Below are 26,470 nucleotides of genomic sequence, written 5' to 3' on the forward strand. Positions count from 1 at the left end.
ACTTTTGTGAAACCTTTGCGCTTTTATTACCCTTGGTAATATATATTAGAGACTAGAAACACTAATTAAGAGACTAATTTAAGACAAGTATGAAAGTATTAAAATTTGGAGGTACCTCGGTAGGAAGTCCAAAAAGCATAAAAGAAGTTGCTAACATTGTAAGAAATGTTGAAGGGCAAAAAACAGTAGTTTTGTCAGCAATGTCTGGTACTACCAATGCTTTGCACGAAGTTGCAGATCATATTATTAATTATAGAGAAGAACAAGCCAACGATTTAATTAATGAGTTAATTGAAAAATACGTTGATGTAGTTAAAGAATTATTGTCTGAAAAAGAGAATCAAGATGAAGCCATAGCTTTGGTTTCTGATAGATTTGAATTTATAAGAGAACATATTGGAATTGAAATTCCATCAAAACAAATAGAAAAAAACATTGTAGCTCAAGGTGAAGTATTATCAACAAACTTGTTCAATTTTCATTTAAAAGAATTGGGAGCAAGTGCTTTATTGGTTTCTGCTTTTGATTTTATGGCTATTGATGAGGCTAACGAACCTGTAATAGAAAAAATTACAAAAGAATATAGTAAAATTATTGCTGCAAATAAAGACACAGAAATTTTTGTAACACAAGGATATATTTGTTTAAGTGATACAGGAAAAATAGACAACTTAAAAAGAGGTGGATCTGACTATTCTGCATCTTTAATTGGGGCGGCTATTTTAGCTGATGAAATTCAAATTTGGACAGATATTGATGGAATGCACAACAATGATCCTCGTTTTGTAGAAAATACTTTTTCTTTAAAAGAGATTTCTTTTGATGAGGCTGCCGAGTTGGCTTATTTTGGAGCAAAAATTTTGCATCCACAATCTGTAATTCCTGCACGCAAAGCCAATGTACCTGTATTGTTAAAAAATACTTTTGAGCCAAATTCTCCAGGAACTATTATTAAGAACTGTGAAGTACCAGAAGGAGGAGTAAGAGCTATTGCTGCTAAAGACGGTATTACAGCTATTAAAATTAAGTCTTACAGAATGTTAATGGCTTATGGTTTCTTAAAAGGAGTTTTTGAGGTATTTGAAAAATACAAAACTTCTATAGATATGATTACCACTTCAGAGGTAGCAGTATCGGTAACTATTGATGATACTACCTATTTAGATGAAATTGTAGCTGAGTTAAAAGAAATTGGAGCTGTTGAGGTAGATACTGATTTAACAATTGTTTGTTTGGCTGGTGATTTTTCATCAAAAAGAACTGGAGCAGGAACGCCAATTTTAACAAGTTTAACAAATATTCCTATCCGTATGATTTCTTATGGAGGGTCTAACTACAATGTATCTTTGGTCATTAATACCGAAAACAAAAAAGAAGCATTAGTAGCTTTAAACAAAGGTGTATTTTAGTAGATAATTATTCATCTTTTGATGAGGTAAAATAGAAAAAAAGTTTATTTTTGCACTTATAACTCACGAATTAAAGATTTAAGATAAAATGGATATTTCACAATACTTAGGATTTTTAGCATTCTTATTTGTATTTACAGCTGGATTTTGGTTGTTAATTTTCTTATTAACTTTTGTAGTACCTTACTGGATTACAGGAACTATTATTGAAAACTTTCAATTAAAAGCAGCAGCTAAAAAGCAGAAATAGTAAAATATTTCATTTAAAATATATCAAGCCTAGTAGAAATTCTACTAGGCTTTTTTATGGTCCCTCATTTGCCTTTTGTATCTTTATTTTATAAGATAATTAACATGAACTCTCAGTTTAAGAAAACCATATTAATTAGCACAGGAGCTAAAAGATTCAGAGAAAAAGAAGTCATACAAACGCTTTGGAGTGGTTATGGTAAAATTGTTCGATATCAACTTATAGAGAGTCCCATAAAACAAGTAGTGGTAAAGTGGGTTCAGTTGCCTAAAGTAAAAGAACATCCAAGAGGGTGGAATACCAATTTATCTCATCATAGAAAAGTTAAATCATATCAAGTAGAAACTACATTTTATAGGGACTATGCTAGTAAATGTAATCAAAAGTGTAAAATACCAGAATTATTTGCTTTTGATACTTATAATGATGAGGTTTTAATTGTTTTAGAAGATTTGGATATTGTTGGATACCCTTCTAGAATTCATCAAGTTTCTTGGAATCATATCAATGCTTGTGTACAATGGTTGGCAAATTTTCATGCTACTTTTTTACAACAAGAGCCTAAAGGATTGTGGAATGTAGGAACTTACTGGCATTTAAATACTCGTCCAGAAGAATTAGAAGTGTTGCAAGATAAAGAATTAAAAAATATGGCTTTTAAAATTGATGAACAATTAAACAATGCTACATTTAAGACTTTTGTACACGGAGATGCTAAATTGGCTAATTTTTGTTTTTCTGAAGATGGATTGAAAGTTGCAGCAGTAGATTTTCAATATGTTGGTGGAGGATGTGGGATGAAAGATTTGGCTTATTTTATAGGAAGCTGTTTGTCTGAAGAAGAGTGTAAAGAATATGAATCAGAAATTTTAGATATTTATTTCAATACTCTTAAACATGCGATTATTGATAAAAACATAAATGTAGAATATCAAGAAGTAGAAAAAGAATGGAGAGCTTTGTTTCCAGTTGCGTGGACAGATTTTCATAGATTTTTAAAAGGATGGAGTCCCGGTCATTGGAAAATAAACAGTTATAGTGAACAAGTTGCACAACAAGTAATAAAAGCATTAAGATAAATGAAATTAAGCATTAAGGATTTAGAAGAGCTAAGAGAAATTGCTAAAAAAGCAGCGCTAGAAGCTGGTAAACATGTAATTGCTTGTTTTGGTACCGATTTTAAAATAGGTAGTAAAGGCAAGGGTGGGAGTTTAGCAGCTGATGTTGTTACAGAGGTTGATATAAAATCACAAGAAATTATTTTTGCTAGTTTACAAGACAGCATAAAAAAGTACGATTTAGGATGGTTGGGTGAAGAAACGGAGGATGATAAGAGTAGATTGGTAAAAGATTATTTTTGGACAGTAGATCCCATAGACGGTACGTTGCCATTCACCAAAAAAACACCTGGGTTTGCAGTAGCTATTGGTTTGGTTGCTAAAAATGGAGAAGCTGTGGTAGGGGTAGCTTATGATCCTTATCACAACCATTTATATGATGCCGTAAAAGGAGGAAAAGTTTACAAAGATGGAGTTAAGTTCATCATTCAATACAACAAAAACAAAGGACTTACTTTTTACAGTGATTTAAGTTTTGTTTCTAGTGGAGCTCATCCTTATTTGGTAAAATCTTTAGAGAAACAGTCTTTAGAAAAATATAAAAAACCACTTGAAGTAATTACTCATCAAGGAGCAGTAATGAATGTAATAGGAGTGTTAGAAAATGCACCGGCAGTATATATCAAACCTCATAGAGATAAACAAGGAGGGGGCTGTGCTTGGGATTTTGCAGCAAGTTCTTGTATAGCTTCGGTATTAGGGTGTGTGCCTACAGATTATTTTGGAAATAAAATTAATTTAAATAAAGAAGAAAACACTTATATGAATAATGAGGGAATAAAGTTTGAAATTTGGTAAAAGAATTTACTCCAATATTTCAAATTCAATATTAACATCAACTTCTGGCCATTCAGAACGACCGTCTAAGGTTACATTTATAATTTTATCTATAACATCAAACCCACTAGTTACTTGTCCAAAAACAGTATGTTCATAGTTTAAATGTGAACAATCTATACTGGTTTGCATAATGAAAAACTCAAAAGGGTTTGAAAGTTTTCCAGGATTTTCTACCCAGCTTCTGGTTGCAGACAAAGCTCCTTTTTTGTGAATAATGTCTTTTCTAAATTCTGGCGGAATTCTATAGTTATTTAGTTGACTTCTATATTCTTGTACAACTTCTTTGTCTGACCAACCACCTTGAATAATAAAGTTTTTTACAATTCTATGAAAACAGGTTTTGTTATAATAACCATTTTTAATTAAGTAAATAAAACTAGCTCTGTGCAAAGGAGTTTCTTTAAATAGGGTAATGTGCATATTCCCTAATCTTGTTTTTAAAAGCAGTTTGGTTTCAGGGTTTTTTTTACCATAATCAAGAAAAAAGCTACGAACGTTTTTTTCGTTTATTACATCTTGTACTAACAGTTTTTTAGGTACTGGTTTTGGTACAACCACCTTTTTTTTAACCACTTCTTTTTTGGGAGGAGTAGGAGTTTTAATAACTCCTGTAGGTTTTCTGTTAGTTGAGTTTTCTATACAAGACGTTAACATTATTAATGAAAACAATGTTATAAGTAATGTTGTATGTTTTATAAATTTATTCAATAATACCTGCATATAAACTTTTTACAATTCCATCCGAAAGACCAATTTTAGGAACGTATATTTTTTTAGCTTCGGACCATTTCATGGCAGAAACATATATTTTGGTAGCGGGTATAATTACATCGGCTCTATCTTGATTTAGGTTTAATTCAGAAATACGTTCTTCGTATGTCATTGCTTTTAAATACTTGTAATTGGCTTTCATGTAAATAAAAGAAAGTGGAGAACCGTCTGATCTACCAGACATTTTATAAATTTTGTTAATGTTACCACCAGAACCAATTAAACTAATGTTTTTAAGTCCTTTGGTGTTGTATTTTACCCATTCTTTCATTTCATCCCAAATACCTGCCAAAGCATCTTTTTGATTTAGCATACGTACAGTACCTACTTTAAAAGATCTTGAGTTTACAACTTCTCCTTTTTTATAAATAGTCATTTCTGTACTACCTCCTCCTACATCTACATATAGGTAAGATTTACTATTGTCTAGCAATTCTCCTAAATCTGTAGTGGCAATAATTTGAGCTTCAATTTCACCATCAATAATATCTATTTTAACACCAGATTTTTTTAAAATTCTATCAATTACAAAATCACCATTGCTAGCATCTCTCATAGCAGATGTTGCACAAGCCTTATACTTTTCAACACCGTGTACACTCATTAATAATTGAAAAGCATTCATGGCATCGGTTAATCTCAAAATGTTTTTTTCTGATATTTTTCCTTCACCAAAAGTATCTGCCCCTAAACGTATAGGAACACGAACCAAAGCAGATTTTTTAAATTTTACTTTGTCGTTTTCTTCATTTTCAATAATGTCAGCAATTAACAATCTTACTGCGTTAGAACCAATATCTATGGCTGCATATTTTTTTATACGAATCAAAATAATATCTTTTAAATTAGTATTTAGTCTTTGTGGTTTTTAGGAAATTCTTTTAATACTGTTTTTCCAGATTTTATGTTTTTCCAGTGTTCGGTATCAAACTGAATTCCAATAACCCCACAAGTAGGTACATGTGAAATTGGTTTGTTACCAAAGGTGTTTACAAAAGTATTAATTCCATGGTCGTGACTAAAAACAATGGCAGAATCATACGCATCGTCTAGGGCACGAATGGTTTTTACCAAATAACCATCACTAAAGCTATACAAAGATTTGCTAATTTTCAAATTTGCCATAGGAAATCCCATGACATTACAAAAAATAACTCCTGTGTGTAATGCTCTGTTGGCACAGCTAGATATAAAAGCATCGGGCTTTTTAATCTTGTCTTTTAGTACGTTAGCTAATAAATAAGCATCTTTAATTCCTCGTTTTTTTAGGGGTCTGTCTATATCTTGAATTCCTTCATACTCCCATGAAGATTTAGCGTGTCTTACAATGTAAATAGTTTTCATGTTAATTGTTTTTATGGAGCTAGTCTTTCAATCTTCCAATCAAAATTTTCTAATAAGGTGTATCTAATTCTATCGTGCATTCTGTTAGGTCTTCCTTGCCAAAACTCAATAGAGATGGGTTTTATAATGTATCCTCCCCAATGTTTTGGTCTAGGAATTTCTTTTTCTTTAAACTTTTCTGTAAATGTTTCTAATTGATGGTTTAAAACTTCTTTAGAGGTTACCACCTCACTTTGATTAGATGCCCATGCTCCTAATTTACTACCCTCAGGGCGACTTTCAAAATAACCATCGGATAAATTTTCTGGTATTTTTTCAGCTTTTCCTTTTATAATAACTTGTCTTTCTTGTTGCTCCCAAAAAAAAGAGGCACAAACATTAGGGTTTTGGGCAATGGCTTTCCCTTTTTCGCTATTATAGTTGGTGTAAAAAATAAATCCTTCCCAGGTAAAACGTTTTAAAAGTACAATTCTACTTTTAGGAAATCCATCTAAACCAATAGAGGCAATATTCATAGCATTGGTTTCTGATCCGTTTTTGGCATCTTCAGCCTCGTAAAACCATTGTTGAAAAAGATCAATAGGAGCTTTGGGAACGTTTGTTTTTAACAATTCTCCTTTTTGATATACTTTACGATAGTTACTTAAATCGCTATTCATTTTTTTGTTTGATAATATAAAGTCCTAAATATGTGATAGTTCCGTTAAGAACTAATAATTCGTATCCAAATTGAAACCCGTTAAATAGTACTGTACTATATTCATTGATAAAATAACTAAAAAATATGGCAAGAATGGTAATAAATAATACCCATTTGTCATGAATTTTATGTTTGGTAAAAATACCAAAGGAAAACAATCCTAAAAGAGGTCCATAGGTATAAGTAGCTACTTTTAAAAGGTTACTGATAACGTTATCACTTAAAATATATTTAAACGAAATAATAGTGATAACTAAAACCAAGGACATATAGATATGTGTTTTCTTTCGTATTTTTTCTTGTTGCTCAATAGGTTTGTTTTCTATTTTTAAAAAATCAATACAAAAAGAAGTGGTTAAAGAAGTTAAAGCACTATCTGCACTAGAATAAGCAGCAGCAATTAATCCTAATAAAAATAGAATGGAAGCTCCAAGTCCTAAGCCTCCATTTAAAGCAATTTCAGGAAAGAGTAAATCTGTTTTAGCTTTACCGTCTTGTACAGGAATTTCAATTCCCTGCTTTTGTGCATAGGTAAATAACAAAGCACCTAACAGTAAAAATAAAAAGTTAATAACTATTAAAGATGGTGCAAAAGATAACATGTTCCATTGGGCTTCTTTGGTGTTTTTACAGGCTAAGTTTTTTTGCATCATGTCTTGGTCTAGTCCTGTCATGGTAATAGCAATAAATGCCCCTCCTAAAACAGATTTTAACCAATATTTGGTATCGTTAACATCTTCAGTAAAAAATATTTTTCCGTATTGTTTGTAATCAGTAGAGGTAATAAAATCAAACAAATTGGTGTCTAATTTTTGTAATAAAATATAACCTACCACTATTAATGCCATCAGCATAAATAAAGTTTGTAAGGTGTCTGTCCAAATAATGGTTTTAATTCCGCCTTTAAATGTATAAATCCAAATTAATAATACAGAAAGAATCACCGTAAATTCAAAAGGAATGTGCCATGCATCAAAAATAAAATATTGTAGTACTAATGCCACTAAATACAATCTAAAAGAGGCTCCTAAAACTCTAGAAACTAAAAATGAAGCTGCTCCAACCTTGTGGCTATTGTTTCCAAAACGTTGTTCTAAGTATCCGTAAATGGAGGTGATGTTGTATTTGTAGTAGAGCGGTAGTAAAATATAAGCAATGGCCATGTATCCTAAAAAATAACCAAAAACAACTTGCATATAACTAAACTGACTGGTGGCTACCCAACCAGGTACAGAAATAAAGGTTACTCCAGATAAAGAAGCTCCAATCATACCAAATGCAACAATGTACCATGGAGCTTTTTGGTTGGCTTTAAAAAAGGTTTCATTGTTGTTTTCCTTACCAGTTAGTACAGAAATGGTGTATAAAACAAGAAAGTAAGCACCGACTAAAAGAGCAATATAAAGAGGAGTCATTTATTTAATTTAAGGTAGTACCAAATTAAATATTTTTTTTATTCTGTAACGCTATATGTGTACATTTGTGTACTTATGGATTTTTCATCAAAACTTTTAGAAAACGCAGTGAATGAAGTTTCTCAATTGCCAGGAATTGGTAAAAGAACTGCATTACGTTTGGTATTACATTTATTAAGACAGCCCAAAGAACAAACACATTATTTAACAAAAGCTTTAAATATGTTGGTCGATGATATAAAATTATGCAAAAGCTGTCATAATATTTCTGATGTTGAGCTTTGTGATATATGTGCTAGTCCTAAAAGAGATGAAACCATTGTTTGTGTGGTAGAAGATGTTAGAGATGTAATGGCTATTGAAAATACAGCTCAATTTCAAGGATTGTATCATGTATTAGGAGGTAAAATTTCTCCTATGGAAGGCATTGGCCCAAGCCATTTAAAAATTGACAGTTTGTTAGAAAAAGTACAATCAGGAGTTATAAAAGAATTGGTGTTTGCTTTGAGTTCTACCATGGAAGGAGATACGACTAACTTTTATATTTACAAGCAAATTAAAAATTATGATGTAAAAATTTCAGCCATTGCACGTGGTATTTCTGTGGGAGATGAGTTAGAATATGCTGATGAAGTTACCCTTGGGAGAAGTATTGTTAATAGAATTCCGTTTGAAACTTCTTTAAGACAATCTTAAATATTTAAGTTTTGTCTCTTCTGATTCAGTGTATGGAATGTATCTTATGATGTAATTTACACTATCTGTGCTATATAAAAAAACGACCAAGCTAGGAGTTATGTTGTTTAGGGAATTATGGTATTCAAATACATTCCCTACATTTACGTCGTTAAACACATTTGAAAATCTATATCTTTCATTAAGGTGTGTGTTTGTTAAAGTAGAGTAATAAGAGTTTTTAACAGTTACACTAACGCTTTTAATAATGCTTTTTTCATTAAACGAATATGTAATAGAAGGAGATGCTTCTGAGTAATTATTGTATGTTATAGCTGTTTCAGTTTCTTCATCAGGAGTTCCTAGTAAGGAAATAACTTCTGTTTTAGATAGTGTAAAGTCCAGTAAAGGTTCTGGATATAAAGCACTTTTAGGAGCTACGGTAATATTTACAGATTGTGTGTTTTCATTATTACTAATTACAATGTTTGTTTTACCAACATATTCTGCTTGTAACAATCCGCTTGTTGATACTGTTGCATGAAAATCATTTTCAGATTGATAAGTTAATGGTAAATCAGAAATGGCTTTTAGCTGAAATTTTTCTCCTTTGTAAAGCGTTTTTTTAGTTGTTTCTAGCGTAATATCTGTATGAATATATTCTTCTTCTGTAGAACAACTCATAACAGTCATTAATAACAAAAACAGAACTGTTTTTTGTGTCTGATTAATATGAAAAACGATATTAGTCCTCATCACTATCAGAATTCCAAAATTCTCTTTGTTTGTTTAATGCTCTTTCTTGCGCAGCGTATTCTTCAACAGAAATTACTTTTAAAAATGAGGGGTGTTGCTCAATAGCAAATTCAATCTTTTTTAAGATATCATTAGCATCTTCGTTTTCATAATCAATTTCCAATGGTGGTTTGATGACCATAGATTGTAGAATTCCTCTTTTTTTAATCATCAATCCTTTTTTGTCAAAAGAACGTCTAAACCCATCAATTACAATAGGAATTACAATAGGTTGATAGGTTTTAATTAAATGCGCTGTTCCTCTTCTAACAGGGTTAAAAGGTTTGGTTGTTCCTTGGGGAAAAGTAATAACCCAACCATCATCTAAAGCTTTTTTTATGTTAGAAATATCAGACATTTTAACTTGTCTGTTTACCTCTTTTCCTGCAGCTCTCCATGTTCTTTCAATAGAAATTGAACCTGCATAGGCAAATATTTTTGGTAATAAACCTTTTTTCATAGTTTCTAAAGCAGCTATGTAATATAGGTTTAATTTAGGTTTTAATAAATAAGTCCATCTTTTTAAACTGTTGTCTCTACCGTTTAATGTAGCAAAAAAAACATGGTACATGGCAGCAACATCAGCAAAATATGTTTGGTGATTAGAAATAAATAGGACTTTATTGGTGGGAAGATCTTTTAAAATTTCAGAACCTTCTATGTTTAATTTGTTAAAACCGTTATATCTACGGTAAGAAACGATACCAAAAATACTAATGATTATTTTTTTTAGAAAAAGGTAGTGCCCAAAGGGGTTCTTTTTAAATAGGCTCATTGTATCTATATATGTTGTTTAATATTAATCGGGTAACAAATTTACAATATTTTGTTCCTTATCATAGGTTTTTTAAAACTTCTTTCACTTCGCTTAAAATCATAGCAGTAGCTCCCCAAACACAATGTTTGTTAAACATAAAACAGGGAACTTCTATGTTGTTAGCATAAGATGTAGCGGTTTTAAAGGTAGTTAAATTATTATTATTTAAAAGTTCTTCTATGGTAATGTGTATAATTTCATCTACTTCATAGTTCTTTGTAAAAACAGGAGTATAAGGAATGGTAGCCAAATAAGAATTTACTTTAAAATTACTAGGAGGTATGTATATAGAACTGAGTTGCTTGTGTATTTTTAAATCTGTTTGTGCCAGTCCAACTTCCTCATAAGTTTCTCTAATGGCTGTGTTTTTTAAATCTACATCTTCAGGATTTTTTTTACCTCCAGGAAAACTTATCTGATTACTATGTGTACCTTTATATTGTGCTCTTTTGGTTAAAAGTAAGGTTGTTTTTTGTTCTTTGTTGGGATATAATAAAACCAAAACACCTGCTTTTTTTGCATTGTCTGGAATATTGTATTTTGTAAAAAGAGGTCTCTGTATTGGAGATAAAGTTTTATGAGCATCAATTCCCGGTAATGTCATTTTTACCAACAGGTCTATATGATTACATAAATAATTAAATTCCATTTTTAAATGATAATATTATGAAATCTAAATATATAAAATTATTGGTGAGTATTGTTTTAGATATTGTAGGTATGCTTCCTTTTTTTGTTCCAGGAGTTGGAGAAGTTGTTGATGTTATTTGGGCTCCTTTATCAGCTTATTTAATGATGAAAATATATCAGAACAAAGTATCTAAATATACAGCCGTAATTGGTTTTATTGAAGAAGCACTTCCTTTTACCGATGTGTTCCCTACTTTTACCATTACATGGTTGTTAAGCTTGTGGTTAGATAAAAAAGATTAAGCTTTTTTCAACTTCATTCTAACCATCATTTTTGTTTGCATGTTTTTAAAAAAAGAATATTGGCCAACTAGCCAACCTACACATGGTAAGGTAAATTGATAGACTACAAAAACAGGAACAATATAAAGGAAATAAAAAACAATAGTATTTAAATTATCTTTTGTTACTCCAGCATAAGCGAGCATTGGCTTTACAATAAAAGCTGCAAAAGAACCATTAATACTAAATGCAACTAAAATTGCTACAACACTCCAATTAGATGTAAGTCCCCAACGTTCTTTTAGTTTATCCATGTCTTTAATTTAAATACAAAAATACTTTATAAAAAAGAATATGCAATAAAATAAGAGAGAGGATTTATATAAACTTGTTTTTAAGTTTAGGAGATGGAATCATACATTGGTCTTTTTTACCATACCATTTATACCTGTTTTTGGCAATAAAATCATAAACAAAATCCCTTATTGGTTTTGGAATAACATAAAAAATATATAACAGGGGGTAGAGTCCTTTTAAATGTTTGGCAACAGTTAATGCAGCGCTAGATTTTGTATATATTTTTTTAGAAGTAATTAAAATAATAGCATCTATATTACGAAAGTCTTTAGGCTGATTTTTTAAAAATGCAATTACATCAGCATTTTGTAGAGGAGCAAATTTAAAAATATTCTTAGTATCATTCTTTATTATTAATTGCACAGAATTATTACAAAGATTACAAACACCATCAAACAAAAGAACTGGATTTTTCTTTATAATATCTTCCAAAGATTTCAAACCATTACTCATTTTGATTGTTTAAATTTGTGCCCAGTTTTTAATAACAAATATACTTATTTTATAACCCCATGAAAATTACAAAAATATTATTGTTGGTAGTTATATTAACATCGACAGTTCAGGCCCAAGAAACGGAATTTAAAAACAAAGGTAAGTTTTATGCTTATTGGGGATGGAATCGCTCAGCATATTCACAATCAGACATACACTTTAAAGGTAATGATTACGATTTTACTTTAACCGATGTAGTAGCTACAGATAGACAAACTCCTTTTTCTGTTGATAAATATCTTAACCCAACCAATATATCTATTCCACAGACCAATTATGGAATTGGATATTTTTTTAACGAACATTACAGTGTGTTTGTAGGTGTAGATCATATGAAATATGTAACAGTACAAGATCAATACGTTACTATTGATGGTACTATTGGTTCAAGTTATCCAAACTATCAAGGAACATATAATGGTGATGGAATTAAACAAACCGATGATTTTTTAAAGTTTGAACATACCGATGGATTGAACTATATTCATGTATCTATTAACAGATTTGATGATATTAGTAGTAGTTTTGGGATTCACTCAGAAAATTTTGTAATTAATTTAACAGAGGGAATTGGAGCTGGAATCCTGTTGCCAAAAACAAATGTTACCTTGTTAGGTAAAGAAAGACATGATGATTTCCATGTGTCAGGATATGGAATTTCTGCACAAATGGGATTTAATTTTGTGATTTATAAATACTTTTTTATTCAAACAGATGTTAGAGGAGGGTATATTAATATGCAAGATATAAGAACTACTCATAGCAAATCTGATTCAGCTTCTCAAGATTTTAAATATATACAAGCTGCATTAATGGTAGGAGGTAGATTTAAGTTGTTTTAATACATAACTAGTGTAAAAGAATAAAAGGCTTTACTCAATAAGAGTAAAGCCTTTTATTTTATGTATTTGTGAGAACCATCACAACTAGGCATTTTTTTAGAGAGTCCACAAGTACAATCATGGAACCCTTTACCCTCTAATATTTTAGGAATATATTTTTCTATTCTACTAGTTTTTGTTTTAGATTGTTTTGCTCCTGAGAAAAAAAGCAAATAACCTTTTTGTCTCCCAGGAGTTAATGCTTTAAAAGCTTTTTTTAATTCGGCATTATGTTTAAATTGTTCTTCTAGTTCTTTAGGAACATCATAATCTTCTACCTGTTTTAATTTTACCTTTAATCCAGCTTTTTCAATCTCAATGGCTTCAAAAATATAGCTTTTTAAGGTGTTCTTTAGTTTGATGATTTCATCAATATTCGTAAAATGAATAAAACGACTAGATTGTGAGTTTTCTCCTGGTTTTACAAGAAGATTATCCGTGTCTTTTAACAAAGATCCTTTAAAAAAATTAATGCTACAGTAGTCTTTAAAACCACTTAAAATAATTACATTTTTTTTATTGTAGGTATAACAAGGTTGTTTCCATTTATACTCTTCTGTGAGCATACACTCGTTTAATATATGTCTTAATACGGTTAGTTCTTCTTGCCACTGAGTAAGTTTGTCTATATGTTCATCAACTTTAGAATTCACAATTTTATTTTTAAAATAATAAGGAATAGATTAAAAATAACAAAACCCTTTGCAAAAGCAAAGGGTTTTGTTATTTAAGTAAATAATTGTTTAAGCTTTTACCAGCTCAACATCAAAAATTAAAGTAGCGTTTGGAGGAATAACTCCACCAGCACCAGCTGATCCATATCCTAAGTGAGATGGAATTACCAAACGAGCTTTGTCTCCAACTTCTAACAATTGAATTCCTTCATCCCATCCAGAAATTACTTGTCCAACTCCAATAGCAAATTCTAACGGCTCTTTTCTTTTGTATGAAGAATCAAATACAGTTCCGTCTGATAATTGACCTTTATAGTGTACAGAAACCATTTTTCCCTTAGCAGCTTTTTTTCCAGAACCACTAGCTTGAATAATTTTATATCTTAGTCCGCTATCAGTTTTGTCATAACCAGCAGCTAATTTCTCTAACTCCATTTCAGCAGCTTCTTTTTCTGCTTTAATTTTAGCTTCTCTAGCACCTTCAAATTTTCTAAAAGCCTCTATTGCATTGAATTTTTCTGCAGCTTCTCCAACTCTTACAATTTCTAAAGATTCAATTAAGTCTCCTTGTTCAACAGCATCAACTACATCTTGTCCTTCAGTTACTTTTCCAAACACAGTGTGTTTTCCGTCTAACCATGGAGTGGCAGTATGTGTAATAAAAAATTGAGAACCGTTGGTTCCAGGTCCCGCATTAGCCATAGATAATACTCCAGGTGCATCGTGTTTTAAATCTGCTACAATTTCGTCATCAAATTTATAACCTGGGTTTCCAGATCCACTTCCTTGAGGGCATCCTCCTTGAATCATAAAATCTGCAATTACACGGTGAAATTTTAAACCATCATAATATGGTTTTCCTTGTGGTTTTGCGTTGTTTTCCATGTTTCCTTCTGCTAAGGCAACAAAGTTACCTACAGTTCCAGGCGTTTTTTCAAATTCTAAGTTTACCAAAATAGCACCTTTTGAGGTGTTAAATTTTGCGTACAATCCGTTGTTCATCTTTTATTTATTTAAAATATGGATGTAAGTGTAGAAAAATCTATACTTAACCCTAAGTTTATATTGTTAGAATTGAGACTGGTTGTAGGGGAGATTACTTTTCCTCCTGAAATTAAAACAGATAAATAATGATTAATTCTAATATAAGAACCAACTTTTACTTTTGTTATAATTCCTTCACCAGTGTCAATTCCTGCTCCACCACCTGCTCCAATAAAAGCTTCGGCAAACAGTTGTAATTTTTCTTTTGCAAATATAGGAGAATAGAATCCTAATCCAACCATTCCATCAGCATAACCTCCCGCTCCTATTTTATTTCTACTATTATCTTTTAGGTAAGTAGCTTCATAAGCAAAAGCTGTTTGTCCTGCTAGGTAAAAGTAAGGAGTAAGATTGTAATTTAGTTGTAAGGCTAGTAGGTGTAAATCTATAGGACCTCTGTTTTCTCTTTCAAACCTTTGTAATTTAAAATAGGTTTGATGTTGTGCACTCACTCTAATTCCTTGTGTTTTTACTTTTTTTGCTTTTTCATTTTGAGTGAATTTAGAGTAAGTACCACCAGTTTTACTAATATATCTTAATCCCGTTCCTAAAGCATAGGCTTCAAAATCACCATCTAAAGCACGAACATAACCTGCATGTGTACTTAGTGTAAAATGATTAGAGATTTTAAAGTCTAATCCAAAAGTAGGATAAATAGTAGCTCCTCCTTCAGCTTGAATTCTACCACCAGAAGCTCCTAAAGCCAATTTGGTAAAAACATCTATATATTTAGTTTGTATAGGTTCGTATCCAAAACCTCCAAAGATATCCATAAAACCAGCTTCTAAACCTTTGTAAATAGCATCGGTATGAATAAAAACAAAACTATTTTCGGAGAGGTATTTTTGATATTCAAAGCCTATTAAATATAGCGTGTTTGTTAAAAGTTCTGAATTTTGTTCAATATCTTTTTTGGTGCCTCCAAAAGGAAAAAATTGATCAAACTTAACCATAAAACCTCCTTTGGTAAATGGTTTGTTCCAAGGAGAATTTTTATCAACTTTATAAGTTTGATGACTTTTTTGGTACTTAGCTACATTTATTGCTGTTGGAATTTCTACATACACCGAAAGAGCATTGCTTTTAATTCTTCCTGTGTAAAAATTAAAATGACTGTATTGCAGTCCGATATTCAGTTTAGGAAAATGATAAGCCAATCCTATATTAGGATTTATATAAGCTCCTTTGTTGATGAGTGAACGATAACCACCACCACCTCCAAAATCTAGATTGGCATCTAAGTAAATATCAGAAAATAATTTTTGATTGTAACCCAATTCAAATCCTAACGTAAACAAACCACCTTGATCTCCAAATAAAGCTGCATGGGTATTGATTCCTCCATAAAATTGTTTAGAAAGTGGAATTAAATAATGAACTCCACCTAAGTCCATATCAGTACCATTAGCATTAGCAATATTTTTAGACATGCTAACAGGAATGTAATTTAGTCTTAATTTTTTTTGTAAACTGTATTTTTTAAGTGAAGATAAAGAGTTGTTTTCTTGGGCAATTCCTTGAAAATATAAGCATAGAAAACACCAAAAAAACAACTTTTTACTCATGGTATTTTATTTAAATTCACTAGTAAAGTGAAGTTTTACAGATGGGTATTTATCCTGAGTCATTTGAATGGTAAAAGCAGAATCTGCTAAGAATACCAATTGACCTTGCTTGTCCTTGGCTAAATAACGCTGTTTTACACGTTTAAATTCTTCAAATTCAGCTTTGTTATTGGTAGGCTCTACCCAACAAACTTTATGCATAGGTAAATTTTCATAAGTACATTTGGCACCATATTCATGTTCTAAACGATATTGAATTACTTCGTACTGTAAAGCTCCAACTGTACCAATTACTTTACGTCCGTTAAGTTCTAGAGTAAATAACTGAGCAACCCCTTCATCCATTAACTGATCTAATCCTTTGTACAATTGTTTAGATTTTAATGGGTCGGCATTGTTTACATAACGGAAATGTTCAGGAGAAAAACTAGGAATTCCTTTAAAGTTAATAATTTCCCCTTCGGTTAAAGTATCTCCAATTTTAAAGTTTCCAGTATCGTGCAAACCAACAATATCCCCAGGGTAAGATTCGTCTACAATTTCTTTTTTCTCTGCAAAAAAAGCATTGGGACTAGAGAACTTCATTTTTTTACCATTACGTACATGTAAGTAGGGTACATTACGTTTAAAAGTTCCTGATACAATTTTAACAAAAGCCAATCTATCTCTATGTTTAGGATCCATGTTTGCATGGATTTTAAAGACAAACCCTGTTAAGGTTTCTTCTTTAGAATCTACCAATCTTTCTTCAGCTTTTTTAGGTTGCGGAGTAGGAGCAATTTCTATAAAACAATCTAATAATTCTTTTACTCCAAAATTATTTAAAGCAGAACCAAAAAATACAGGTTGTAAATCTCCATTTAAATAGGCATTTTGATCAAAAGGAGGATATACACCTTCTACCATTTCTAATTCTTCACGTAATTTTTCGGCAGGTGTATTACCAATCATTTCGTCCAATTCAGGTACGTTAATGTCTGTAAATTCAACACCAGTACTTACTTTTTGTTTTTTATCTCCAGCAAAAAGGTTTATTTTTTTAGCCCAAATATTATAGATTCCTTGAAAATCGTACCCCATTCCAATAGGGAAAGAAAGTGGAGTAGTGGTTAGTCCTAATTTTTGTTCCACCTCATCTAACAAATCAAAAGCATCTTTACCTTCACGGTCTAATTTGTTGATGAAAACAATCATAGGAATTTTACGCATTCTACAAACCTCTACCAATTTTTCGGTTTGAGGCTCTACACCTTTGGCAACATCAATCACCACAATTACACTATCAACAGCCGTTAAAGTTCTAAAAGTATCTTCGGCGAAATCTTTATGTCCAGGAGTATCTAAAATGTTAATTTTACGGTCTTTATAGTTAAATGCCAATACAGAAGTAGCCACAGAAATTCCACGTTGACGTTCAATTTCCATAAAATCGGAAGTAGCTCCTTTTTTAACTTTGTTATTTTTTACTGCTCCAGCTTCACTAATAGCTCCACCAAATAACAATAACTTTTCTGTTAAAGTTGTTTTACCCGCATCGGGGTGAGAGATAATACCAAAAGTTCTTCTACGTTTAATTTCGTCTGTAAATGCCATTCTATTGTTTTAAAAAACCGATAATTTCGGATGGCAAAGATACATTTTCAAATAGCATTGTGCAACGCAGTTTTTTTCAAATATGAATCTTGTTTAAAATACTTTGTAAGGCTTCATTGTTGTTGAAATACACTGCCAAAACTCCTGCAACAGCATAGAACAAATGTCCTTCCCAAGAAGTGTTTTTTTTGTTAGAAGGAAAAACTCCAAAAATCAATCCTCCATAAACAAGGATTGTAATGATGGAAACCAAAAGAGGAATGGGTTGAAAACTTACAAATCCTTTGGTGATGATAAAAGCGGTGAATCCATAAATTAAACCACTAGCTCCAATATGATTGGCATTTCTGCCAAAGAGCCAAACTAAAAATCCTCCCAAAAGAATGATGAAGACCAAAACGATTATAAATTTTTCTGTGTAAAAATAATTTAAGGTAAAAAGTAATACTGTTAAAGGGACTGTGTTAGAAAAAAGATGTTTCCAGTTGCTGTGTAAAAAAGGTGCCAATAAAATACCAAACAATCCTTTGGCTTTTCTAGGAATGATACCCAATTTTAGTACAGGAATTAAAAAACCAAGTATAGAAACTCCATAAATAATAAGGATTAGATGTAAGATATCCTGGAGAGGCATTTTTAAAGAGATAAAGTAAGTGAAAACATCAAAAAAACTCATTTTAAAGAATTTCGTTAAAATGAGTTTTTTTGATATGTAAAATATTATGTTTTAGTTTTTTATATAATTTCCTTCTTTGTCTTTAAAATTACCTGTTAAAATAACAATAAAATCTATCAAAGTCCATATGCCTAAACCTCCAAAAGTTACTATTTGTAAAATTCCTGTACCTACCTTTCCTACATAAAATCTGTGTACCCCTAATCCTCCTAAAAAGAAGCATAATAACGCTGTTGCTACAAAATCTTTGTCACTCTTTACTTTTTCCATTTTTTTATTTTAATTATAACTTTAAAAATAGTTAAAAAATAATTAGCGAAAATGATTGAATTATTAAGCAGAACAATTTTATTTTTACGTGAGTTAAAAAATAAATTATGAGTCTACCCATTCAACAAAAAATAGAAAATTTAAGAGACATATTGCACAGACATAATTATGAATATTATGTGTTAGACAATGCAACCATTTCAGATTTTGAATTTGACCAATTGTTGAAAGAATTACAATCTTTAGAAACGGCTCATCCTGAGTTTTTTGATGCTAATTCTCCCACACAAAAAGTGGGTGGAACCATTACCAAAAACTTTGAAACAGTTGTTCATAAAAACAGAATGTATTCTCTAGATAATTCTTACAGTCAAGAAGATTTGTTAGATTGGGAGAAGCGTATTTCTAAAATTATTGAAGGAGAAATCACTTATACTTGCGAACTTAAATACGATGGTGCTTCTATTAATCTTACATACGAAAACGGAGAACTACAAAAAGCAGTTACTCGTGGAGATGGTGTGCAAGGAGATGATGTAACAGCCAATGTAAAAACCATAAAATCTTTGCCATTAAAATTACAAGGAGATTTTGTGGATAATTTTGAAATAAGGGGAGAAATTATTTTGCCCTTAGAAGGGTTTAATCAAATGAATTTGGTTAAGGAAGAAGCGGGAGAAGAAATTTATAAAAACCCAAGAAATACGGCAAGTGGAAGTTTAAAACTGCAAGACAGTGCAGAGGTGTCTAAACGCCCGTTAGATTGTTTGTTATATCAAGTTTTAACTTATAAAAACGAATTTGAAAGTCATGCTGAGGCTTTAGAAAAAGCAAGAGCTGTAGGGTTTAAAGTTCCAGAAACGATTAAAGTAGCCAAATCTATTGATGAAGTAGTCGCTTTTGTGAACCATTGGGATCAGGAACGTTTTAATTTGCCTTATGAAACAGATGGTATAGTTATTAAAGTAAATAATATCCGTCAACAAGAAGAGTTAGGGTATACGGCAAAAGCTCCACGTTGGGCCATTGCTTATAAATTTAAGGCAGAGCAGGTTTCTACCAAATTAAATGAAATAACTTATCAAGTTGGGAGAACAGGAGCTATTACTCCAGTAGCCAATTTAGAGCCAGTGCAGTTGGCAGGGACTACCGTTAAAAGAGCTTCGTTACACAATGCAGATCAAATTGCTTTGCATGATATTAGAGTAGGAGACGAGGTCTATGTAGAAAAAGGAGGAGAAATTATTCCAAAAATTGTAGGGGTAGATTTAACACAAAGATTAGAGGAGTCTTTGCCTACTATTTATGCAACTCATTGTCCAGAATGTAATACACCTTTGGTAAGAAAAGAAGGAGATGCCAAACATTATTGTCCAAATGAGTTTGGTTGTGCTCCACAAGTAGCTGGTAGAATTATTCATTTTATTAGTAGAAAAGCCATGAATATTGATGGTTTAGGAGCAGAAACGGTAGATTTACTTTGTAAAGAAAAGTTGATTGAAAATTATGCTGATTTATACGATTTAAAAGTGGAGCAAATTATTCCTTTAGAACGTATGGCAGAAAAATCAGCCAATAATATGATTAAAGGGATTGAAGCCTCTAAACAAATGCCTTTTGAAAAAGTATTGTTTGCTCTAGGAATTCGTTTTGTAGGTGAAACTGTTGCTAAAAAGTTAGCCAAAGCTTTTAAAAATATAGATGATTTATTTACAGCAGATTTAGAAACTTTGATTGCTGTTGATGAAATTGGTGATAGAATTGCTGAAAGTATTGTTAGTTTTAGAACAGAGCCTTTAAATCAGGTATTAATAGCAAGGCTAAAAGATTATGGACTACAGTTTTCTTTGTCGGAAGAAGATTTACAAAATCAAACAGATACCTTAGCGGGTAAAACATTTGTCGTTTCAGGAGTGTTTCATAAAGTATCTAGAAACGAATTAAAAAAGTTGATTGAAGATAATAGTGGAAAAGTAAGCAGTTCTATATCTAAAAAAACAAATTATATTGTGGCAGGTGATAATATGGGACCGGCTAAATTACAAAAGGCTACAGATTTAGGGATTTCTATTATTTCTGAAGATGATTTTTTAGCCATGATCTAAAAAAATAATGAACATGCTAAAAAGAGTTTAACGTCTTTAGATGTTAAACTCTTTTTTATTAGGGGTATGTTAAAGAAAAAAGTATTCAATTATAAGTAATTTGTATACAATTGCCTAAATGCTTCTGTTTTAATTTTGATGTATTACATTTAAGTATGATTTTAAGTTAATTTACATTAACAGAACAATAGATGATTAAAAAAATATTAAAAAAAATAATGATTACAGCTTTTGCAATTATAGGAGTGTTTATAATAGCTTACATACTATTTATTAATTTTACACCAAGTTTAGGAGGTGATTTTTCTAAAGAACAAGAAAAAGTTTATCAATCATCAAAACAATTTAATGATGGAAAATTTCATAATATAAATCCTGTTCCTAAAAAATTAAGTTTTTCAGAAAACGTAAAACTGATTTATACTTTTTTCACGACCAAGGTACCCAATAGTCGTCCAAAAGTAGATTTAAAAGTAAGTAAATTGTCTCCTGATGATGTTAAAAACTACAAAGGAGAAGCAAGATTGGTTTGGTTTGGGCATTCTGCTTTTTTATTACAAATGGAAGGGAAAAATATTTTATTAGATCCTATGTTTGGAAAAGTAGCAGCTCCACATCCATTATTAGGAGGAAAGAGGTTTAATACCGAATTTCCTATAAAAATAGAAGAGTTACCAGAGATTGATGCTGTTGTTTTTTCTCACGATCATTACGATCACTTAGATTATGAATCTGTCTTAAAAATAAAAGACAAAACTCGTCAGTTTTTTGTACCTCTTGGAGTGGGTACACATTTATTATCATGGGGTGTTCCTAAAACTAAAATAAAAGAAATGGATTGGTGGGACGAAACCAATTTTGAAGGATTAACATTAGTTTGCACACCTGCACAACATTTTTCTGGTAGAAAATTTAGTAACGGACAAAGTACTTTGTGGAGTTCTTGGGTAATACAATCAAAGCAAGAAAATCTGTATTTTAGTGGAGATAGCGGATATGCTCATCACTTTACAGAAATAGGGAACAAATATGGACCTTTTGATTTGGCTTTAATGGAATGTGGACAATACAATAAAATGTGGTCAGATATTCACATGATGCCCGAAGAAACAGCACAAGCAGGAATAGATATAAAAGCAAAAAAAATAATGCCTATACATTGGGCAGGGTTTAAGTTGGCTTTACATGCATGGACAGATCCTATAGAACGTGTAGAATTAAAAGCAAAGGAATTAAACTTAAAAGTGATGACTCCAAAAATAGGAGAGGAGTTGTTTGTAAAAGATTCGGTTATAAATTACACCCATTGGTGGGAAAAGTTATAAGAGTATGAAAGAGATCTTCAACATAGAAAGTATTGCAGAATTACATACGTTTTTTGGAGTTGGAAAACCCAAACATCCATTGATTTCTGTATTACGTATTGCTAATAAACTTGATGAAATAGCTCTTGAAAGATATAGATACTCGTTAGGACTATATCAAATTAGTTTAAAAGATAGTTGCCCGTTTACCATTTCTAAATATGGAAGAAATTCTTATGATTATAAAGAAGGTTCTATGGTGTTTATGGCTCCTAATCAAGTGGTAGAGTTTGAAAAACAAAGTGTAAACAAAGAGGATACTGGTTGGAGTATTTTGTTTCATCCAGATTTGATTCGTAAATCAGAATTGGGAAATAAAATAGATCAATATTCATTTTTTTCTTATGCATCAAACGAATCTCTGCATTTGTCTGATGATGAAAGAAATATTGTATCGGACATTCAAAAAAAAATAGAAAGAGAGTTTAATAATAACATAGATGCTCACAGCCATACCATTATTATTTCTAATTTAGAGTTATTGCTTAATTATTGTGTGCGTTTTTATGATAGACAATTTTATACTCGTACTAATTTAAATAAAGATATTGCTAGTCAATTTGAACAGTTGTTAAAAGACTATTATCAAAATGAGAAACAAACAACTTTAGGTATTCCTACTGTGCAATATTGTGGGGAATCTATGAATATGTCACCTAAATATTTAAGTGATTTATTAAGAAAAGAAACAGGAAAAAGCACACAAGATCACATCCATCAATACATTATAAAAAGAGCAAAATACAAGCTGCTAAACTCTAAAGAAAGTGCAAGCCAAATAGCCTATGCTTTAGGGTTTGAGTATCCTCAATATTTTAGCAAAATATTTAAGAAGAAAACAAATTTGAGTCCTAATGAGTTTAGACAGCACTTAAATTAGGATTATTTTAAAAATCTTTGAATGTCTTTGTTTGCTCCGTATATAACAAGAATATCATCTTTGTATAAAATATCATGAGGATCTGCTAAACCTCTAACAGTGGTCACGTTTCTACTTTTACCAATAGCAGTATCAACCTCTCTATGAGAAATAGTTGTTAGCACTAATAAATTATAAATCTCTTTGATTTTAATGTCTAAAATACTTTTTCCGCTATATTTTTCGGGCATGTTTACTTGTACTATACTGTAATCACTACTTAATTCAAAAGAATTTACCATTCCTTTTAAACATAGCTTTTTAGCCCAACGTTCTGCAGACTCTTCTTCTGGTAGCACAATTTCATCTACCCCAATAGCTTGTAATACTCTTTTGTGAATTCTATTGGTGGCTTTACTAATTAAGCGTTTTACTTTTAAACTTTTAAACAAAGCAGTTGCCATTACGTTTCCTCCTTGATTGTCACCAATAGCTACTACAACAACATCAGTATCTTTTAAAGGCAAACCAGATACTGTGAATTCATCCGTAGCATCCATACAAATTGTATGCGTAATTTTTTCTTTATAAGCATCTACTTTAGACATATCTGTGTCAATACCAATAACTTCATTTCCTTGTTCAGTTAATTTTTCAGCTAACGATGAACCAAAGTTTCCAAGTCCTATAATTATATATTTCATAAGATGTTAATTTATGGTGATTTCTTCCGTTGGATAACGGTAGTTTTTATGCTTTACTTTTTTAAATATTGCAATTAGTATAGACAACATACTAACCCTACCAATAAACATAATAATGATAAGTGTTAATTTACTGTATGTGCTTAAACCAGCAGTAATACCCAAACTTAATCCTACAGTGCTATATGCTGAAAAGCATTCAAAAGCTACGCTTAACATGTCTATTTGTGGATCAAATTCTGAAATAGAAAAAATTCCAAAACCAATTACAATTAACGATAAAGAAATAACAGCAAAAGCTCTACGTATAGAAACTTCGGCAATTTCTCTTCTGTATATTTCTATTCTTGATTTTCCTCTGGCCAAACTTAAAAAGTTTAAGGTTGCGATGGCAAAAGTATTGGTTTTAATACCTCCTCCTGTAGAAGCAGGTGAAGCACCAATCCACATGAGTAAAATAATTAACATTACAGAAGAACTTTGTAAAGCCCCCATGTCTATGGTGTTAAAACCAGATGTTCTTGGGGTGGTAGCAGCAAATAGAGATGCGATAAATTTACCAACTAGTCCTTTTTGGTTTGTTAAAATGTAGTTGTATTCGTTTATAAAAAAAAGAATTGTTCCAACTACAGTTAGCGAAATTGTGGTGATTAAAGCAATTCTACTATTAAGATTTAAGACCCAAGGTTTGTAGCTAATATGTCTTTTTCTAAACAATCTGCTTAGTACAAAATATTTAGAGTATTTAACTAAGTTGGCTACAATAGGAAATCCTAATCCTCCTAACATAAAAATTGTAATAATGATAAACTGTAAGGTGTAATTGTATCTAAAACCTGTTTCATACAAACTATTTGGTAGCGTAGAAAAACCAGCATTACAAAAAGCAGAAACAGCATGAAAAACAGAAAAGAAAATTTTTTCAATAAGTGAATTGAACAGTGTTTTGTCTATACTTGTGTAAATTAAAATAGCCCCAACAGATTCAATAATAAAAGTGATAAATAGAATTCTTTTTAAAGTGGTAAACACTTCTCCTAATTTTTGAGAATTGGTCATGTCTCCTAAAACCAACTGATTTTCATAGGTAGCCCCATCTTTAAAAAAATAACTAAAATAACTAGCAAAAGTTAAAATTCCCAAACCACCAATTTGTATTAAAATTAGTAGAATGGTTTGTCCAAATTCCGTAAAAAAACTACCAGTATCTACCACAATTAATCCAGTTACACAAACGGCACTTGTAGAGGTAAATAAAGCATCTAAAAAAGAAATACTAGTGTATGTTGCGTTGGGTAACATTAATAAAAAAGCTCCAATAACAATAAGTAGAAAAAAGCTTAGTATAAAAAGTTGAGCAGGATTTAAAAATTTTCTTTTATAAGTAACTTTACGTTCAGCAAACTCTCTAATAAAAGTTAATATAACAGCAAGTTTCATCCATATATCTTCATAAAATAAAGAAAGTTGCTTGTGAGATTGTTCTGAAAAAAAGTGAAAATATATAATAGACAGAATAACCAGAACACTAATAATATCAAACAGAATAACATTTTTTATTAGGGTTTTGGTTCGTTTTATATATCTTAAAACAGTAGCGATTAAACCTGTAATTAAAATGATAAAATAAATTTCGTTTACAGAAACCTGAGTATCCTTAGACTGTGTGTATCCAAAATCTACAATTAACATTACAATTCCTAAAAGACTTAATAAAAAAGCAATTCTATAGAAAAGATGGTGGTTAAATGTGTTGATTAGTTTTTCTTTCAAAATAAATAATTAATGAAAGTGTAAAAGTACTAATATTTTACAAAGAAGGTTTGTCTAATTGATGAGAAATAGCAATCACTTTATTTGCTTAATTAATTCTATGTTTTGTGAGTGATTGGCTCCATAAGACATGGTTAAAGTTCCTTTAACTCCATCGTTAGCAGTAATGGCAAATAATTCTGATTGGTCTGATGGATTGGTCATTCCTTCAAATCTATATCTTTCATTAATGGTTAAATCACTTGGGCTATATTCTTTTTTAGCATACAATGCTTTTATACTTTCATTTTTAGCCACAAAATTATCTGTAAATCCTTTTTTTGATAAATCGTTTGTGGCTTCCGATAAGGTTTCATAATCTCTTGTTTTCATAAACTTAATTTTTTAATGATTTTTTCTACATTAAATTTACTAAAAAACAAGTGCTTATAAAAGTTGATTGTTATCAAGTTAGTCCTTAAAATACTTGGCTTTAAACCTGTTTAATCTAGGAATAGATACATTTTGTATGTAAGAATTTTCAGGATGATTTTTTTCATAATTCTGATGGTAATCTTCTGCTGGATAAAAATGATCTATTTCTTTAATTTCGGTAACTGCTTTTCCGTTAAAAAGGTTATTCACATAATTAAATTTTGCTGTGGCTATTTTTTGCTCCATTTCATTGCTATAAAAAATGATAGATCGGTAGTTTTTTCCAAAATCAGGATTTTGTCCATAAGTAGTTGGATTTTGTGATAAGTAAAATACGTTTACCAATTCTGAAAAATCAATTTTGTTAGGGTTGTAATACACTGCTACGGTTTCTGCATGTCCTGTTTTCTTAATGGTTTTATAAGTTGGGTTTTTTACAGGACTTCCTGCATAACCAGATATGGCTTCGTAAACACCAGGAACACTTTCATAAATAGCCTCTACACACCAAAAGCATCCGCTAGCAAAATAAGCAACTTTTAAATTTTTATCCGTAGGTAAGGTTGTATGCTGTGCAAATATATTAGAGCTAAAAATTAAAGCGATAAGTAGAGTTCTCATAAATTAAAATAATGTTTTACAACACTTTG

30 protein-coding genes are annotated in these 26,470 nt (G+C 30.9%); 10 read left to right on the forward strand and 20 right to left on the reverse strand.

Going from position 1 to position 26,470, the window contains the following annotated elements; translation table 11 throughout:
• Positions 1-89 precede the first annotated feature (89 nt).
• From ACXGQT_RS00610 to ACXGQT_RS00625, 4 genes are all read left to right on the forward strand, one after another.
• Entirely contained in the window at positions 90-1,409 is a 1,320-nt protein-coding gene (locus tag ACXGQT_RS00610; RefSeq protein ID WP_457829500.1) for an aspartate kinase, read from the forward strand.
• Positions 1,410-1,497: 88 nt separating this feature from the next.
• Positions 1,498-1,659, forward strand: a complete 162-nt coding sequence (locus ACXGQT_RS00615; protein WP_457829501.1) for a hypothetical protein — start codon at positions 1,498-1,500, stop codon at positions 1,657-1,659.
• 104 nt (positions 1,660-1,763) lie between these two features.
• The gene (locus tag ACXGQT_RS00620) at positions 1,764-2,738 is read left to right on the forward strand and encodes an oxidoreductase family protein (RefSeq protein WP_457829502.1); all 975 of its coding nucleotides are present in this window, start codon (positions 1,764-1,766) and stop codon (positions 2,736-2,738) included.
• A complete protein-coding gene (locus tag ACXGQT_RS00625; RefSeq protein WP_457829503.1) occupies positions 2,739-3,575 on the forward strand; it encodes an inositol monophosphatase family protein in 837 nt (278 codons plus the stop codon).
• 6 nt (positions 3,576-3,581) lie between these two features.
• On the opposite strand, the gene ACXGQT_RS00630 is transcribed toward ACXGQT_RS00625, so the two are convergent.
• Genes ACXGQT_RS00630 through ACXGQT_RS00650 form a run of 5 tightly spaced genes read right to left on the reverse strand, consistent with a single transcriptional unit; the run spans position 3,582 to position 7,847 of the window.
• Positions 3,582-4,337, reverse strand: coding sequence for a peptidylprolyl isomerase (locus ACXGQT_RS00630; RefSeq protein ID WP_457829504.1), 756 nt, complete (start codon positions 4,335-4,337; stop codon positions 3,582-3,584).
• Entirely contained in the window at positions 4,318-5,217 is a 900-nt protein-coding gene (locus ACXGQT_RS00635; protein WP_457829505.1) for a Ppx/GppA phosphatase family protein, read from the reverse strand. Before ACXGQT_RS00635 ends, ACXGQT_RS00630 begins: the two co-directional genes overlap by 20 nt.
• A gap of 23 nt (positions 5,218-5,240) precedes the next feature.
• Positions 5,241-5,732: a SixA phosphatase family protein gene (locus tag ACXGQT_RS00640; protein ID WP_457829506.1), complete on the reverse strand. Its 492-nt coding sequence runs from the start codon at positions 5,730-5,732 to the stop codon at positions 5,241-5,243.
• 11 nt (positions 5,733-5,743) lie between these two features.
• Positions 5,744-6,391 (reverse strand): pyridoxamine 5'-phosphate oxidase, encoded by a 648-nt coding sequence (gene pdxH, locus ACXGQT_RS00645; RefSeq protein ID WP_457829507.1) that lies wholly within the window; start codon positions 6,389-6,391, stop codon positions 5,744-5,746.
• Complete coding sequence (locus ACXGQT_RS00650) at positions 6,384-7,847, reverse strand: sodium:solute symporter (protein ID WP_457829508.1); 1,464 nt, start codon at positions 7,845-7,847, stop codon at positions 6,384-6,386. Before ACXGQT_RS00650 ends, pdxH begins: the two co-directional genes overlap by 8 nt.
• A gap of 75 nt (positions 7,848-7,922) precedes the next feature.
• Here ACXGQT_RS00650 and recR point away from each other — a divergent pair, with 75 nt between their 5' ends.
• Entirely contained in the window at positions 7,923-8,543 is a 621-nt protein-coding gene (recR, locus tag ACXGQT_RS00655; protein WP_457829509.1) for a recombination mediator RecR, read from the forward strand.
• Here the strand turns inward: recR and ACXGQT_RS00660 are convergent.
• The 3 genes from ACXGQT_RS00660 to ACXGQT_RS00670 all read right to left on the reverse strand — a co-directional run bounded on the left by ACXGQT_RS00660 (position 8,529) and on the right by ACXGQT_RS00670 (position 10,783).
• The gene (locus ACXGQT_RS00660; protein ID WP_457829510.1) at positions 8,529-9,206 is read right to left on the reverse strand and encodes a hypothetical protein; all 678 of its coding nucleotides are present in this window, start codon (positions 9,204-9,206) and stop codon (positions 8,529-8,531) included. The two genes, recR and ACXGQT_RS00660, sit on opposite strands and share 15 nt — an antisense overlap.
• Positions 9,207-9,267: 61 nt before the next feature.
• Positions 9,268-10,092 carry a lysophospholipid acyltransferase family protein gene (locus ACXGQT_RS00665; RefSeq protein WP_457829511.1) on the reverse strand — a complete coding sequence of 275 codons (825 nt, stop codon included), beginning with the start codon at positions 10,090-10,092 and terminating at the stop codon, positions 9,268-9,270.
• 61 nt (positions 10,093-10,153) lie between these two features.
• Positions 10,154-10,783, reverse strand: a complete 630-nt coding sequence (locus ACXGQT_RS00670; RefSeq protein WP_457829512.1) for an NUDIX hydrolase — start codon at positions 10,781-10,783, stop codon at positions 10,154-10,156.
• Positions 10,784-10,800: 17 nt separating this feature from the next.
• Between ACXGQT_RS00670 and ACXGQT_RS00675 the strand changes: the two genes are divergently transcribed.
• Positions 10,801-11,067 carry a hypothetical protein gene (locus ACXGQT_RS00675; protein ID WP_457829513.1) on the forward strand — a complete coding sequence of 89 codons (267 nt, stop codon included), beginning with the start codon at positions 10,801-10,803 and terminating at the stop codon, positions 11,065-11,067.
• Here the strand turns inward: ACXGQT_RS00675 and ACXGQT_RS00680 are convergent.
• Together ACXGQT_RS00680 and ACXGQT_RS00685 are read right to left on the reverse strand one after the other, a co-directional pair.
• Positions 11,064-11,360, reverse strand: coding sequence for a DUF6787 family protein (locus ACXGQT_RS00680; RefSeq protein ID WP_457829514.1), 297 nt, complete (start codon positions 11,358-11,360; stop codon positions 11,064-11,066). The genes ACXGQT_RS00675 and ACXGQT_RS00680 overlap by 4 nt on opposite strands.
• A gap of 64 nt (positions 11,361-11,424) precedes the next feature.
• Complete coding sequence (locus ACXGQT_RS00685; protein ID WP_457829515.1) at positions 11,425-11,856, reverse strand: thiol-disulfide oxidoreductase DCC family protein; 432 nt, start codon at positions 11,854-11,856, stop codon at positions 11,425-11,427.
• 59 nt (positions 11,857-11,915) lie between these two features.
• Between ACXGQT_RS00685 and ACXGQT_RS00690 the strand changes: the two genes are divergently transcribed.
• Positions 11,916-12,740 (forward strand): hypothetical protein, encoded by an 825-nt coding sequence (locus ACXGQT_RS00690; RefSeq protein ID WP_457829516.1) that lies wholly within the window; start codon positions 11,916-11,918, stop codon positions 12,738-12,740.
• Between the two features lie 53 nt (positions 12,741-12,793).
• On the opposite strand, the gene ACXGQT_RS00695 is transcribed toward ACXGQT_RS00690, so the two are convergent.
• The 6 genes from ACXGQT_RS00695 to ACXGQT_RS00720 form a co-directional block, all read right to left on the reverse strand.
• The gene (locus ACXGQT_RS00695) at positions 12,794-13,432 is read right to left on the reverse strand and encodes a DUF1801 domain-containing protein (RefSeq protein ID WP_457829517.1); all 639 of its coding nucleotides are present in this window, start codon (positions 13,430-13,432) and stop codon (positions 12,794-12,796) included.
• A 90-nt stretch (positions 13,433-13,522) separates the two neighbouring features.
• A complete protein-coding gene (locus ACXGQT_RS00700; protein WP_457829518.1) occupies positions 13,523-14,455 on the reverse strand; it encodes a peptidylprolyl isomerase in 933 nt (310 codons plus the stop codon).
• Positions 14,456-14,466: 11 nt separating this feature from the next.
• The gene (locus ACXGQT_RS00705; RefSeq protein WP_457829519.1) at positions 14,467-16,062 is read right to left on the reverse strand and encodes a hypothetical protein; all 1,596 of its coding nucleotides are present in this window, start codon (positions 16,060-16,062) and stop codon (positions 14,467-14,469) included.
• 6 nt (positions 16,063-16,068) lie between these two features.
• The gene (locus ACXGQT_RS00710; RefSeq protein WP_457829520.1) at positions 16,069-17,655 is read right to left on the reverse strand and encodes a peptide chain release factor 3; all 1,587 of its coding nucleotides are present in this window, start codon (positions 17,653-17,655) and stop codon (positions 16,069-16,071) included.
• A 76-nt stretch (positions 17,656-17,731) separates the two neighbouring features.
• The gene (locus ACXGQT_RS00715; RefSeq protein WP_457829521.1) at positions 17,732-18,289 is read right to left on the reverse strand and encodes a rhomboid family intramembrane serine protease; all 558 of its coding nucleotides are present in this window, start codon (positions 18,287-18,289) and stop codon (positions 17,732-17,734) included.
• Between the two features lie 93 nt (positions 18,290-18,382).
• On the reverse strand, positions 18,383-18,601 hold the full coding sequence (locus ACXGQT_RS00720) for a TM2 domain-containing protein (protein WP_457829522.1): 219 nt from the start codon (positions 18,599-18,601) through the stop codon (positions 18,383-18,385).
• Positions 18,602-18,708: 107 nt separating this feature from the next.
• On the opposite strand from ACXGQT_RS00720, the gene ligA reads away from it, so the two are divergent.
• The 3 genes from ligA (at position 18,709) to ACXGQT_RS00735 (ending at position 22,950) form a co-directional block, all read left to right on the forward strand.
• Entirely contained in the window at positions 18,709-20,706 is a 1,998-nt protein-coding gene (ligA, locus tag ACXGQT_RS00725) for an NAD-dependent DNA ligase LigA (RefSeq protein ID WP_457829523.1), read from the forward strand.
• A 191-nt stretch (positions 20,707-20,897) separates the two neighbouring features.
• The gene (locus ACXGQT_RS00730; RefSeq protein WP_457829524.1) at positions 20,898-22,031 is read left to right on the forward strand and encodes an MBL fold metallo-hydrolase; all 1,134 of its coding nucleotides are present in this window, start codon (positions 20,898-20,900) and stop codon (positions 22,029-22,031) included.
• Between the two features lie 4 nt (positions 22,032-22,035).
• The gene (locus ACXGQT_RS00735) at positions 22,036-22,950 is read left to right on the forward strand and encodes a helix-turn-helix domain-containing protein (RefSeq protein ID WP_457829525.1); all 915 of its coding nucleotides are present in this window, start codon (positions 22,036-22,038) and stop codon (positions 22,948-22,950) included.
• Between the two features lie 2 nt (positions 22,951-22,952).
• Here ACXGQT_RS00735 and ACXGQT_RS00740 read toward each other — a convergent pair whose 3' ends face one another.
• From ACXGQT_RS00740 to msrA, 4 genes are all read right to left on the reverse strand, one after another.
• The gene (locus tag ACXGQT_RS00740; protein WP_457829526.1) at positions 22,953-23,633 is read right to left on the reverse strand and encodes a potassium channel family protein; all 681 of its coding nucleotides are present in this window, start codon (positions 23,631-23,633) and stop codon (positions 22,953-22,955) included.
• A gap of 6 nt (positions 23,634-23,639) precedes the next feature.
• Positions 23,640-25,325 (reverse strand): TrkH family potassium uptake protein, encoded by a 1,686-nt coding sequence (locus tag ACXGQT_RS00745; protein ID WP_457830791.1) that lies wholly within the window; start codon positions 25,323-25,325, stop codon positions 23,640-23,642.
• Positions 25,326-25,481: 156 nt separating this feature from the next.
• On the reverse strand, positions 25,482-25,778 hold the full coding sequence (locus tag ACXGQT_RS00750; RefSeq protein WP_457829527.1) for a phosphoribosylpyrophosphate synthetase: 297 nt from the start codon (positions 25,776-25,778) through the stop codon (positions 25,482-25,484).
• Positions 25,779-25,856: 78 nt separating this feature from the next.
• Positions 25,857-26,441, reverse strand: coding sequence for a peptide-methionine (S)-S-oxide reductase MsrA (gene msrA / locus ACXGQT_RS00755; protein WP_457829528.1), 585 nt, complete (start codon positions 26,439-26,441; stop codon positions 25,857-25,859).
• Positions 26,442-26,470: the final 29 nt, after the last annotated feature.

The organism is Wenyingzhuangia sp. IMCC45467 (assembly GCF_054111205.1).